Source organism: Streptomyces sp. NPDC028289 (genome assembly GCF_055565975.1).
The window spans coordinates 1,025,697-1,038,757 of sequence record NZ_JBVHTI010000004.1 but is presented as its reverse complement, the minus strand read 5'-3'; the positions used below and the strand labels follow the sequence as shown (position 1 = coordinate 1,038,757).

General features: G+C 67.6%; 8 protein-coding genes and 5 pseudogenes. 2 read left to right on the top strand and 11 right to left on the bottom strand.

The genetic code is table 11. The features are described from left to right. Positions 1-134 precede the first annotated feature (134 nt). Both ACZ4UV_RS24735 and htpG read left to right on the top strand, forming a co-directional pair. The gene (locus ACZ4UV_RS24735) at positions 135-785 is read left to right on the top strand and encodes a type III effector protein (RefSeq protein ID WP_451023169.1); all 651 of its coding nucleotides are present in this window, start codon (positions 135-137) and stop codon (positions 783-785) included. Positions 786-913: 128 nt separating this feature from the next. Beyond that, complete coding sequence (htpG, locus tag ACZ4UV_RS24730; RefSeq protein WP_467840674.1) at positions 914-2,833, top strand: molecular chaperone HtpG; 1,920 nt, start codon at positions 914-916, stop codon at positions 2,831-2,833. 475 nt (positions 2,834-3,308) lie between these two features. On the opposite strand, the gene ACZ4UV_RS24725 is transcribed toward htpG, so the two are convergent. The 11 genes and pseudogenes from ACZ4UV_RS24725 to ACZ4UV_RS24675 form a co-directional block, all read right to left on the bottom strand. After that, on the bottom strand, positions 3,309-3,701 hold the full coding sequence (locus ACZ4UV_RS24725) for an ester cyclase (protein WP_451023062.1): 393 nt from the start codon (positions 3,699-3,701) through the stop codon (positions 3,309-3,311). Between the two features lie 12 nt (positions 3,702-3,713). Further along, a pseudogene (locus ACZ4UV_RS24720) lies at positions 3,714-4,026 on the bottom strand (transposase family protein); the annotation flags it as partial. 13 nt (positions 4,027-4,039) lie between these two features. Then, on the bottom strand, positions 4,040-5,209 hold the full coding sequence (locus ACZ4UV_RS24715; protein ID WP_451023061.1) for a hypothetical protein: 1,170 nt from the start codon (positions 5,207-5,209) through the stop codon (positions 4,040-4,042). Positions 5,210-5,651: 442 nt separating this feature from the next. Further along, positions 5,652-5,882, bottom strand: a pseudogene (locus ACZ4UV_RS24710) (transposase); the annotation flags it as partial. A 17-nt stretch (positions 5,883-5,899) separates the two neighbouring features. Then, on the bottom strand, positions 5,900-6,985 hold the full coding sequence (locus ACZ4UV_RS24705) for an IS110 family RNA-guided transposase (protein WP_467840670.1): 1,086 nt from the start codon (positions 6,983-6,985) through the stop codon (positions 5,900-5,902). 216 nt (positions 6,986-7,201) lie between these two features. Then, a pseudogene (locus ACZ4UV_RS24700) lies at positions 7,202-7,447 on the bottom strand (transposase); the annotation flags it as partial. A gap of 752 nt (positions 7,448-8,199) precedes the next feature. After that, a pseudogene (locus ACZ4UV_RS24695) lies at positions 8,200-8,919 on the bottom strand (ISAzo13 family transposase); the annotation flags it as partial. Further along, positions 8,864-9,273 (bottom strand): annotated as a pseudogene (locus ACZ4UV_RS24690) (carotenoid oxygenase family protein). The pseudogenes ACZ4UV_RS24695 and ACZ4UV_RS24690, both read right to left, overlap by 56 nt. Then, the gene (locus ACZ4UV_RS24685) at positions 9,242-9,823 is read right to left on the bottom strand and encodes a carotenoid oxygenase family protein (protein WP_467840739.1); all 582 of its coding nucleotides are present in this window, start codon (positions 9,821-9,823) and stop codon (positions 9,242-9,244) included. Before ACZ4UV_RS24685 ends, ACZ4UV_RS24690 begins: the two are co-directional and overlap by 32 nt. A 130-nt stretch (positions 9,824-9,953) precedes the next feature. Continuing rightward, complete coding sequence (locus ACZ4UV_RS24680) at positions 9,954-11,414, bottom strand: aldehyde dehydrogenase family protein (RefSeq protein ID WP_451020726.1); 1,461 nt, start codon at positions 11,412-11,414, stop codon at positions 9,954-9,956. Between the two features lie 827 nt (positions 11,415-12,241). After that, positions 12,242-13,030, bottom strand: a complete 789-nt coding sequence (locus tag ACZ4UV_RS24675; protein WP_451020725.1) for an IclR family transcriptional regulator — start codon at positions 13,028-13,030, stop codon at positions 12,242-12,244. Positions 13,031-13,061: the final 31 nt, after the last annotated feature.

Below are 13,061 nucleotides of genomic sequence, written 5' to 3'. Positions count from 1 at the left end.
CATCAACATCGGAAACACCTCCAGAGGTTCGGGCAGTGGCTGCCAATGCGCCTCACTGACACCGTTGTAACATGTCATCCAAGCGATGACAAACATGGTGTCGTCCAAATGATGACAGTAGAGGGAGGTGCCCGTTGACTCCGGCCGACCAGCCGACCCCGACCAGCACTGACGCCCACAGCCCGGCGTCCTTTCTCGCCGCCGCTGCGGCCCTTGCCGCCATAGACGACGCCCTGCGCCATGCCCAGCACGAGACCCCCGACGCCGTCGGCCCCCATCCCGAGCAGGCACTGGCCTCCCTGATGCTGCTGCGGCAGGTGCGCGAGCAGCTCGCCGGCTGGGAGACCGGCCTGATCGAGACCGCCCGCGAGGCGGGCGCCAGCTGGGCCGACCTCGCCCACCCCCTCGGCGTCGCCAGCCGCCAGGCCGCCGAACGCCGCTACCTGCGCGGCCGCCCCGGCGCCGTCGGCACCACCGGCGAGCAGCGTGTGACGGCCACCCGCCAGGCCAGGGCCGCCGAACGCGCCACTGCTGCATGGGCCCGCGCCAACGCCGCCGACCTGCGCCGCCTCGCCGGACAGATCACCGCCCTCGCCCACCTCGCGCCCGAAGCGCGCTCAGCCCAGGCCGCCCTGCATGCCGCCCTCGGCGCCACCGACGCCGCCGAGCTCATTGCCCCCCTGACCGGCATGCGCCCCTACCTCGATGCCCACCACACCGACCTCGTCACACGCCTGGACGCTCTAGATGACCGGCTCGCGACGACAGCAGCTGACGATGACTGACTCCCACCACAGAGAGTCACAAAGTGCGGGTGCAGTCGGGCCCGCCCCGAACCATGCCGACGGCGGGCAACGATCTGTCTCGGCCCGAGTCCAATCCGTTCATGACGTTCCCACAGAAAGAGACCTACATGGGTAGCAGTGTCGAGACGCTGGAATTTCAGGCCGAGACCCGCCAGTTGCTCCAACTGGTGATTCACTCGATCTACTCCAACAAGGACATCTTCCTGCGCGAGCTGATCTCGAACGCCTCCGACGCCTTGGACAAGCTGAGGCTGGAATCGCTGACCGACTCCAGCCTCGTCGAGATCGACACCACCGACCTGCACATCTCGTTGGAGGTCGACAAGGACGCCCGCACACTGACCGTCCGTGACAACGGGATCGGCATGACCCGGGACGATCTCGTGGAGCTGATCGGCACGATCGCCAAGTCCGGCACCGCCGGCCTGCTGGAGAAGATCAAGGAGTCCAAGGACGCCGCCACCGCCGAGAGCCTGATCGGGCAGTTCGGCGTCGGCTTCTACTCGGCGTTCATGGTTGCCGACAACGTCACCCTGCGCACCCGGCGGGCCGGCACCGACTCCGGCGCCCAGTGGGAGTCCGACGGCGAGGGCACCTACGACCTCCAGGCCGTCGACGGCCTGCCCGTGGGCACCTCGGTCACCCTGCACCTCAAGCCCGCCGACAACGAGGACGGGCTCGCCGACTACCTGTCCGAGTCGAAGATCCGTCAGATCGTCAAGCAGTACTCGGACTTCATCCGCTGGCCGATCCGGATGGCCACCGAGCGCACCGACACCGGGGGCGAGACCACCCACGACGTCGACACGCTCAACTCGATGAAGGCGCTGTGGGCCCGGCCGCGCAGCGAGGTGACCGAGGGCGAGTACCACGAGTTCTACCAGCAGATCAGCCACGACTGGCTGGCGCCGGCCGAGACGATCCATATGCGTGCCGAGGGCACCTTCGAGTACGAGGCGCTGCTGTTCATCCCCTCGCAGGCACCCTTCGATCTGTTCTCCCGCGAGACCAAGCGCGGCGTCCAGCTGTACGTCAAGCGGGTGTTCATCATGGACGACTGCGAAGCGCTCATGCCCCACTACCTGCGCTTCGTCAAGGGTGTCGTGGACGCCCACGACCTGTCGTTGAACGTCTCCCGCGAGATCCTCCAGCACGACCGCCAGATCCGCGGCGTGCGCCGACGCCTGGTCAAGAAGGTCCTCGGCGCCATCAAGGACATGCAGTCCAAGGACGCCGAGCGCTACGCGAAGGTGTGGGCGCAGTTCGGCCGGGCGCTGAAGGAAGGCCTGGTCGAGGACACGGACAACACCGAGGCCCTGCTTGAGCTGGTGTCGGCCGCCTCCACACACGACCCAGAGAAGACCACCACGCTGCGCGAGTACGTCGAGCGCATGAAGGACGGCCAGGACACCATCTACTACCTGACCGGCGAGACCCGCGCGATGGTGGAGAACTCCCCGCACATGGAAGCCTTCGCCGCCAAGGGGTACGAGGTCCTGATCCTCACCGACCCCATCGACGAGGTGTGGGTGGACCGGATCCCGTCCTTCGAGGGCCACCGTCTGCAGTCCATCGCCAAGGGCCAGGTCGACCTCGACGAGTCCGCCGACGGCGACCAGGAAACCGACGCCGAGAAGGCCCAGCGCGAGCAGGACTTCGCCGCCCTGCTGCCGTGGCTGACCACCACCCTGTCCGAGCAGGTCAAGCAGGTCCGCCTGTCGTCACGCCTGACGACCTCGGCAGCCTGCATCGTCGGCGACGCCCACGACGTGACACCGACCCTGGAGAAGATGTACCGGGCGATGGGACAGCAACTGCCCACCGTCAAGAGGATCCTGGAACTCAACCCCGCACACCCGCTGATCACCGCCCTGCGCACAGCACACGACGCAGGCGCCGACGACCCCGCACTGGCGGAGATCGCCGAGCTGATATACGGCAGCGCGCTGCTCGCCGAAGGGGGCGACCTGCCCGACCCGGCCCGCTTCACCCGGCTGCTCACCGACCGCCTGGCCCGCACTCTGTAACCACGGGCGCGGCCTGGCATGGCCGAACCGCCCGGTCGCACCCACCCCGACCTCGCCACCTCACACTCCCTATGAACCTGCCCGCCTCGACAACCCGTACGGGTTGTCGAGGCGGGCAGCTGTGTTCGGGCTGCCCATTTACCACACGGGGTGATGCTCTGCGCTGGAATCGTCGATCACCTCACGCTCTGCTCCGGGCTTTTGGGGGCGTCGGGACGCAGCCAGTTGCTCACATCCACGGCGAGCACCATCCGCCCGTTGCAGTCGAGTGACGCTTCCTGCGGCCCGGGCGCTGTGGCCTGCGTCGGCTGGGTTGGATGGCAGGGAACTCATATGGAAGACCAACCTCTTGCGCTGACCGGCGTCGGCCTCCCGCACCACGGTGTGGGCGTTCGCCCTCTGCCACCGCGCCGTACGGCCCCCTCCCGGCAGCGGCAATCCCGCGCGGCAGAAGGCTCACCCGGCGCTACGAGGTTCACGGCGCCGGTATGGCACCGATCTGCTGCATCACCCCGAGGAGGTCGGGCTGGCCCCGTTCGCCGACGATCCGGCCGTCGGCCAGGTAGTAGAAGTTCATGGCCTGCACCGAGATCTTGTTGCCGCTCGCCGGGATCCCGAAGAATTCACCGTCGTGGGTTCCCCGCTTGGTGAACCGCACGGCCACGGTGTCGCCTTCGGCGACCGTCTCCTCCAGCGTCCACTGGACGTCGGGCAAGGCGCTGCGCATCATCCCGAGGACTTTCATGTACCCATCGGGCCCCCGCAGTGGTTCCGGGTGGCGTGGCGTGTGGAACACCGCGTCCGGAGAAATGACCTCGCGGGCGAGATCCTCGTTGCCCGTGTCGATGAACTCGACGAAGCGGTTCATCACTGAGCCTTTTCAGCGTTGCCTCTCCAGGGCGAGGACAGCCGTGGCGATTGACGACATTCGGTTCGGGCTGCGCCGGGCCCTGCGGAACTCGCCACGCCTTCAGTCGTGCGACGCCGCGCTCGACCGGCGTGGCTTGTGCCGCGGACAGGGCGCGGTTGTGGGTTCGCTTGTTCCGGTGAGATCGCGGCCCGGCGGGCGTCTGAGGGGGCCGTCACCAGACTGGCGCCAAGGTAGGCACGGTCGACAAGGGCCGGGACGTCCTGGCACTCGCAGACCCGGTGTCCGGTGGGCACGCGAGCCCGGTCAGGTCGTGGCCGCGGCCGAGACGCCCTCCTTCAGGGCAGAAGGCCGTGAAGCACTCCGCCCCAGGCGTCCATGGCCCGGCGCAGTTCCTCGCCGCTGGCTGCCGCAACTGTCAAGGATGAGAGTACCGATCTGATGATTCCACGGTTTCGTTGTTCAGAAGGAGTCTGCGCGGCCTCGGCGAGATACCCGACATTGTCGAGCAGGTCCCGCCGCTCGTCTTCGTCCAAGCCGGCCTGGTGCAGCACGGCCTGCTCCAACTCCTTCAGAGCCTCGGCCACATCTGGGCTGCCGTGCTGAACGACACCGGCGATCGTGGAGTCGATGTTCGCAATCTGTGCGGCGAACTGACCGCCGTAGAAGGTCCCCCCGCTGAAGGACAACGAGATGCGGGGTTCGGGCACTGCTTGCCCCGACGCCTCGGCATAGTCCGGCATGCGCTGTTGCACCTCTTCCAAGTAGGCAAGCCCAAGAGCCAGATAGGCCCGGCTCAAGACCACCGGATCGGTGACGACCGGACTCTCACAGGCTCCCAGGCCCCGGGTCAGATCCATAAAGCCGAGTAGATAAGGGATGGCGGTCGACTCCAGCACCTTCGCGCGCCAGGACTGCACGGTCGTCTCCCCGACCCCACCGACGGTCAGCCGCTCCTCCAGTGCCCGACCTGTGTTGATGTGGTCGGCGAGGTCTTCAGCGACAAGCCGGGCGAGCGTTCCCTCGAGCAGCTGCCCGTACCGGGGCGGGTGGAACTCATCTGGGATGTCGAGCGCCGACCCGACTATCCGTGCTCCCCGGCAGTTCTCCGCTATCTGCTCGGCCAGGAGATAGACGTTCTCTATGGCTCTCGCGGCGTCGGCGTCTCCCTGCCGGAAGCGCTCAAGGTCCCGCGCCTCGTAGTGCAGGTCCACTTCGGAGCTGCCGAGGCTGCCGTACTCGTGGCCGGAGACCGCGATCATGTAACGCAGCCCTCCCGGCAGTCCTCGGTTGGCAGATGCCCATCTGCTTGCATCGGCGAGCGCGCGGAGAGCTTCGGGTTTTGCGCGTCCCGTGAAGAGGGTGGTGGCTGAACCGTTCCGCCACGGGCGGAGGGCTGCCGCGACGGCCTGAGCCTTACGGCCGCGCTCGGCCAGCATCTGTCGCAGTCGTGCCCGAACCTCCTCGTCCTGGGACCGGATGATGCGCCTGGCCGTCTCCCCGTCCATGCCCTCATCGTCTGCTGCACGAGCCGTAGCTGACAAGGGAATCGGGATACTCGCCTGCAGCAGCAACCGCGAGAGATGGTTTCCCGTCGACTGGAGTAGTCACTGGTCTTCCAGCGTTGCCTCTCCAGGGTGAGGACGGCCTTGGTGATGACGGTCATGCGGTTGGGGCTGGACCCAAGGAGCACCCCTGTCGAATGCCGCTCTCCGATCCGTCCGATTCAACGCCCCCATCTGCTCGGCACTTGGCGCCCTGAACGTATGGAACACATCGGAGCGAGAGGATTGCGCCGCTCCTCCACGACGCTGTGCCTCTGTGTCTGTGCGGCCGCGCTGGTCGCCGAGGACTTTCGGCATCGTATGGGATCGAATGGTTCTCGCGCGCATCGCGGTCACGTCCGCTGGAGTGGTGTATCGACGGCCACTCGGTGATCTCGTTTCGAGGCTATGCGGTGAGTTCGGTCGGGAGGACGGTGTCGTCGGTTTCTGACTCGATCGGGTGGAGGCGGGCCTTGGCCAGGAGGTCGAGTCCCATGTAGCGGCGGGCTTCGGTCCACTCGTCGTTCTGCTCGGCCAGCACCGCGCCGACCAGGCGGATCAGGGCGGTGCGGTCGGGGAAGATGCCGACCGCGTCGGTACGGCGGCGGATCTCCTTGTTGAGTCGTTCCTGCGGGTTGATGCCCCTATGGTTCGTCAAGCTGCCTGCGGCTGGCGGACGTGGGCAGGGAGGCCCCGCAGGTGGTTGTAAATTTCGCGGGCGATGTAGCGCTTGAGGCATCGGATGATCTCGCGGCGGCTCTTGCCCTCTTGGACGCGTCGTTCAAGGTAGGCGCGGGTGCGGCTGTCCCAGTGCAGGCGGCTTTGTGTGATGCGGTAGAGGGCGGCGTTGGCTTGGCGGTCACCGCCGCGGTTCAGGCGCCGGCGCTGGGTCTTGCCGGATGACCTTTCGACCGGGCTGACACCGCACAACGCCGCGAAGGATGCTTCGCTGGCCAGCCGTTCGGGGTTGTCACCTGCGGTGATGAGGAGAACGGCCGCGCTGTCGGGCCCGACGCCAGTAACTTCCAGGAGGGCTGGCGTGTGGAGCTGGATGGTGGCGGTGATGCGGCGGGTGAGTTCGCGAACCTCGTCGGTGAGGTGCTGGATGCGGCGGGCCAGGAGCTGCAGGGTGTAGGCCACGGCCTGATGGCGGCAGGCGGGGTCCAGGTCTGTGCAGGCGTGGATGAGTCGGGGGTTGCTGAGGGCAGAGAGCTGTTCGCGCAGGTCAGCTGGGGCTGTGACCAGGACGGCCTTGAGCTGGTTGATCGCCTGCGTTCGGGCCTTGACCGCGGAGTCTTTGGCGATCTTGTAGGCGCGCAGGTCCTCGATGGGGCCGTCGGCAGACTTGGGGACCGCTGTTGCCCGTCCGCTGAGTACTGCGCGCGCTGCGGCTTCGGCGTCGACTGGATCGCTCTTGCCGTGGCGTCGACGTGCCGCCTTGTCGGGCTGATTGACCTCCGTGACGGTGATTTGTTCCTTGCGAAGATGGCGTGTCAGCCCGGCTCCGTAGGAGCCGGTGCATTCCACGCCGGCCTTGCGCACCAAGCCGTGCGAGCGGGCCCACGTCGTCAGCAGGTCGTAGCCAGCCGATGTGGCCGGGAAAGTCTCGTGTCCCAGGAGAACTCCGGTGCCGGTGATCAGCGCTGCCACGTGGAGGTCCTTGTGGGTGTCGACGCCCAAGATGAGCTCGGGTTGCACGGGCAGGGACACGACGGTGGTATGCCCACTGGTCACGGCCACGGAAGTCCTCAATCGTATGAGTCGGGACGATCCGGGCTGCCAGTCAGAACTGTGATGGCGCCAGCGGTGGCAAGGCCCCTATCGGGACAAGGCAGTCCGGTCGCAATGGGAAGCGAACGCACCGTGCCGTGGCCGGCAGATCAATCCATAGGCACGGGTGCCAGTTAGACCACGGGCCAGACCACGACACGGGAGCGTTGCCCGGCAAGCCTCACAGTTCGACCAGATCTGCCGCCAGATCTCCCGCGGGAACGCGGTGAAGGCCAGCACGTCGCCCTGGGCGGCGTCCAAGTGGGCTGCTGCCTTGGGGAATTTGGCCTCCAGGGCATCGAGGACGTGTCGCATCTGGGCCTGGACGGCGTCGGTGTCGGGTTGTTCGAAGACGGTCCGCAGCAGGGTGGCCACCCACGGCTGGGCCGACTTGGGGACCTGGCTGAGCAGTGCGCGGGCGTAGTGGGCCTGTATGGAATGAACGCGGTGATTCTGCCGATGTTTTGGGCGGGGGAACCGAGGCGAGGAGGGCCTCGGCGGTTCGGTGTTTGGGCTTGCGGCAGGTGGAAGCCGTCCTCTTCGAGGAGCGGGCGAACGTCGAGGAAGGCATTGCCGATGGTGCGCCGACTGACCTGAAACAGTTCGACCAACACCTCGCCGGTGCAGACGCGGCGGTGAAAGAGGACAGCGGCCAGGACGCGCTCCGCGTCGGTGATCTTCTAGCCGAACACCCCGCCCCGGGTGCCGGGTTGGCGGGGTCCGCCCCGGTGCATGTGACGTCGCCGTTCCACTCGCGCTGCTTGCCGCACGGAGAGTTGGTCAACGAGCATGTCCAGTTCGGCACGGCTCATTCCGGTCAGTGCGGGGTGGGACAGTTGCTCGGGCAGGGCCGGCCGGCTGCGCGGAGCGAGCGCGCCGGTCCGCACGAATGCCGTCACCTGCTTGGGGTTGGTGAACAGCAGGGTGGTGGGCTCGACGGTGACCTTGTGCTCGTCCAGCAATTGCCGGGTCTCGGCGATCGCCTGGCTGATGGTGTTCGGGTTGATCTCCAGCATGTCCGACAGGACGTGCTGCGGGCAGACCTGGCGCAGGTAAAGGAGTGTGATCAGGATGCGGTCGCGACCGCAGAGCAGGGGTTTCTTGCCCTGGAAGCCGGGCTTGTGCCGACGTCGGCCGCCGCGCTCTTGGTAGCGTCGCTGTTCCCACTGCGCTTGTCGGGCCAGCGCCAGCTGCTCGGCTAGCGTGTCGAGTTCGCCTGCGGTCATGCCGGTCAGCCGGGGATCGTCCAGGAGTTCGAGGGCCGCTGCGCGGCCGGTTGCCGCCGCATCGTCTTGGCCAGGCAAGGACGATGTGTTCGCGGGGTGGAGGGTGTAGTTCCAGGTGCCGCGTACTTCGTGGGGCTGAAGGGGCAAGGCGTCCATGCGGGCTTTGCTCACTGCGACGCCCAGAGGGTAGGCCGCGGGGTCGAGTGCAGCCTCGACGCGCAGTCCGGTGCGGGTCCGAGTGGACGCGATCGCGTTGACGACGACTTCGTGGCTGGTCAGTGGGCGGCCCCGCCAATTCATGGTGATCTGGGAGAACAGCCGGTGCTCGATCTTGTTCCACTTCGAGGTGCCCGGTGGGAAGTGGCACACAGTGATCGCCAGACCGGTCTGGGTGGCGAGTTCGGCGAGTTCGGCCTTCCAAGCCCGATAGCGGTAGCTGTTGGAGCCGCCCGCGTCCGCGGTGATCAGCAGTCGGGTCGCGGCGGGGTAGTCGAGACGGCCGCGAGCCAGCCACCAGCGGCGGATCGCAGCGACGGCGAATGCGGAGGTGTCGTGATCGACGCCGACACTGACCCAGCCGGCGTCGGTCGCAAGGTCGTAGACGCCGTAGGGGATGGCGGTCTCACCCTTCGGGCCGGTGAAAAAGCTGTGGTCCTCGACCTCGAGCGGCTCCCCTTTCGGACGTGTTGGCCCAGTGGCCGCCCACCTCGTGCCAGGTGACGGTGTGGGTGCGGCGGTCCATGAGCACGATCTGTACGCCGTGTGGGAGCGATGCCTCGTCCCAGACGACTCCCGGCTTTCCCTGCATGATGTGGTCCAGCCGGAACTGGGCGGGTGTGACGAAGAAGATCGCGTAATGGTCGCTGACGGCGAAGTCGTGCATCAGCACGGGCACTTTGATGTCGAGGCTGTGGCTTTCCACGACTGCCCGGTCTTCACGTCCGCCCGGTACCAGGTGACGACCGGCCCGGTCGCGGAGAAGAAGAGCATGTCGCCGCTGTCAGGGTCGATCTTGTAGTGGGCGGTGCACAGTACGTCGATGCCGCCGTGGAAATCGCGGGTGCCGTACGTCTCCAGGTCTCGGGGTGCATCGCCTACGGCAGACCGCCCTCGTAATAGGCGAGCAGGTGGCCACCGAAGACACCGACGTTGGTGTTCGCCACGTTCTTCGCGGGGGGGAGCGCCCTGGGGGAGCGGACCGGGGGTGCCGCCGTTGACGAATCCGCTGTAGACGGCCTTGCCCTGCTCGACCTCGAACTTCAGAATCGGTCATCACCCAGCCGGTGCGGAACGCGGCCCGGCCCCCGCGCAGATAGATTCCGCACACCATGCCGTCACCCTCCCACCAGTGATAGCGGCCGGGATCGCGAGGCTGGAAACGGGGGTTGGACGAGACCCGGAACAGAGCCCCTGCGAGGTCGGCCGGGATCTCCCCGTCCACCTCCAAGTCGTAGGCCTCGGTCTCCTCCGTCCAGGGGGTGAAGGGGCCGTCGAGGAACTTGTTGTGGTGCGCCCAGCCGGCGGCGTCCTGTGCCAGCCGTGGGACCGACGGCCGGAGCACGGCACGCGGCGCGATCGTCATCGGGTCGGGTGGGACCAGACCCGGCCCGGAGGTGACTGAGGTCATCGGAGTGCTCCAGGTGCGGGTGGGAGAGTCGGTCTGCGGGAGCGGAAGTGGCCCTGGCCGGGCCGCCTTGTCCGGGAGGCCATGGTCAGAACGGGTAGAAGGGGATCTCCTGGCGGACGGTGACCCACTGCTGCTCGGTGAATGCCTCGAGGTTGGCAGCAGCGCCTCCGTGGCGGGAGCCGTTGCCCGAGTCGCCGACGCCGCCGAACGGGATGGTCGACTCGTCGTTCACTGTCTGGTCGTTGATGTGCACAAGACCGGTCGGGATGCGGTCGGCCAGCGCCAGGCCCTTGGCCACATCGCGGGTCAGGATGCCGAGAGAGAGCCCGTACTCGCTGTCGGAGGCCAGCCGGGCGGCCTCGTCGAGATCCTGGAAGGTCACTACGGGCGCGACAGGGCCGAAGATCTCCTCCGCGTAGGCGCGGGCGGTGAGCGGGACGTCGGCCAGGACGGTGGGCCGGTAGAACAGGCCTTCATGGGTACCACCGGCAGCGAGCCGTGCTCCCGCGGTGACACTGTCGGAGACCACGGCATGGACGGCCCCCAGCTGACCCTCGTCGATCATGGGGCCCATGAGGACCGTGCCGGTCATCGGATCACCCACGGGTGTGGCGTCGGCGTGCTCGGCGAGACGGGCTGTGTACTCCTCGGCGATCGAGGAGTGCACGAGATGACGGCCGGCGGCCATGCAGACCTGCCCGGCGTTGAAGAAGGAGCCGAAAGCGCCCGCGGACACGGCCTTGTCGAGGTCGGCGTCGTCCAGGACGACCAGCGCCGAGTTGCCGCCCAGCTCCAGGTGGACCCGCTTGAGCCGCTGCGCGGCTGCCGCCGCGATGGCCTTCCCCGCCCGGGTGGACCCGGTGAAGGCGATGACGGGCACGCGCGGGTGGTTCACCAGCGCCGCGCCGACGGCGGCGCCACCGGGCAGGACGTGCAGGAGACCGTCGGGAAGCCCTGCCTCCTCGAAGACACGTGCGATGGTGACGCCGCCGCAGATCGCGGTGCGCGGATCAGGCTTGAGGACGACCGCGTTGCCGAGGGCCAGCGCCGGGGCCACCGCACGCATGGCCAGCAACATCGGCGCGTTGAACGGGGAGATGACACCGACCACGCCCACCGGGCGCCGCCGCGAGAACGACAGACGATCCTGGGCTGACCGGAGCACTTCACCAAAGGGAGCCGCAGCGAGTGCGGCGGCCTCGTAGCACTCCTCGGCCCCACCATCAGTCGCCTGGGTGTCCGCGAACAGCCGCGGGGCGCCCGACTCGCGCACGATCCACTCCGCTATCTCCGCCTGGTGCCGCTCGAACAGGGCCGCGGCGCGCCGCAGCACCTGCGCACGCTCCAGGTACGGCACCGCCGCCCATGCGCGTTGGGCCTGCTGCGCGTGCGCCACGGCCCGGTCCAGATCGGCGGGAGTGGCTGCGCCGACGCGACCCAGCGTCTTTCCGGTCGCCGGTTCGGTGGAGTCGTACGGCTCACCCGAGCCCTTGACCCATCCGCCCGAGAAGATCCGCTCCTGCCAGTCGGCATCGAGAAGGGTCATGGTGTTCCGTTCTGCGTAGGTGACATAGGAAGGCGCGCCGTCTGCGCCGCCCCTCGGTCCCGGAGGCATCGCGCCAGGTGGCGCTGGTCACTCGGTCGGAACCCGGCCTCGGCCCGCTCGAGAATATTGAGATGTCCCGCGAGGTAGGACTCACATCTTGATTAACAGGACATTGCTGTTGAATGTCAAGCGGTATGCCGAAGGGTGCCGGCGACGGTCGTCGTGCCGGCATGCCCAGGGTGCTGCAGTGTCGGTTCTGGAGGAGCGCCAGAACGCGGCAGGCTTGCAGCAAGCACAGTATTTGCATGAAATGTGGCGAATTGCACGATGATGAAGGTGAGTCAGGGGCCAGGCTCATCCGCTGATCCAAAGATCGAGGGAGGACGGCCCTGAGATGCCAATGGGCAACGACGCATTGGACCCACGCTTCGGGATCCCCCGCTTCGTGGCGCTCAACTGTCACACAAGCGTGGTCCAGTGGATCGAGGCGTCCGACGGCCTCGTCCCGACTCACTTCTTCAACGCCTACCAGGGACGACAGGGTGCCCGGCGGCATGGGATGGCGGCCTGCGACTGCGGCCTGGACGGGGACTCTCCGGCGGCGTGGCCACGGCCGAGGCCTCGGCCCGGAGACAACCGCCGGATACCGGGACCGCTGCCGGCGGCCCCGGTATCCGCCGTGGGCGGGACACTTCCTTCAGCGAAGGTAGGAGGCCGCCACGCCTGGGAAGGAGTGTATCGCCAACGAGGGAAAGACCCCCGTTGGCCCTTCGTTCGAGCCCGAACCGCCACAGCGTCCGTACACCTCGTTCGGCACCGCCCGGATGTCAGCCCCCGACGGCTGTCAGTCGCTCACTGATCTCCCGTGCCGTCTCCTGAACCTTCCGGGCCAGCTCCGCCTCCGCCTCGGGGAACACACGAGAGGCCAAGGCCGCGATGCTCACCGCTGCCACCACCTGCTGCTGCTCGTCGCGGACGGGAGCGGCGACACCCATCACGTCGGCGTCGAGCTCGCCACGAGTGACCGAGTAGCCGGCGCGCCGGATGTGGGCCAGTCGCTGCATGAGAGTGTCGACGTCCGTGAGGGTAGCGGGAGTGAAACGGCGCAGGTCTGCTGATTCAAGAAGCCGTCGCGCTTCCTCGTCGGGGATCCAGGCCAGCAGGACGAGTGCCGCCGCACCCGCGTTGAGGGGGAGAGTGCTGCCCCTCTCGTAGGAGATGCGCACGGCGCCCGTCCCTACTTCGGCCCGATCGACGCACACGACCAGCTCTCCGGTCCGCCTGGTGAGCAGGACCGTCTCCTGCACGTCCCCGGCGAGCGTCGTCATCGCCGGGAGGGCGACTTCGGACAGGCCGTAGCTGCGGCGTGCCAGCCGTGCGATCTCCATGACGCGCAGACCCAGCCGGAAGCCTCCACCCGGCGCCTCCTCGAGGAAACGGCTGCTCACGAGGCTCTGGAGGTACCGATACGCGGTCGAGCGAGCCACGCCGAGTCGCTCGGCCACAGCGGTGCCGGAGACGACGAGGTGGGTGTCGGTGAACATGAGCAGGATGTCCAGGGCCCGGTCGGCCGTGGAGTTACGCTCGCGATAGCTGGTGGACGCCGTTCCTGACATGCGAGACATCGTAACGGGTGTCGGGGCGTCT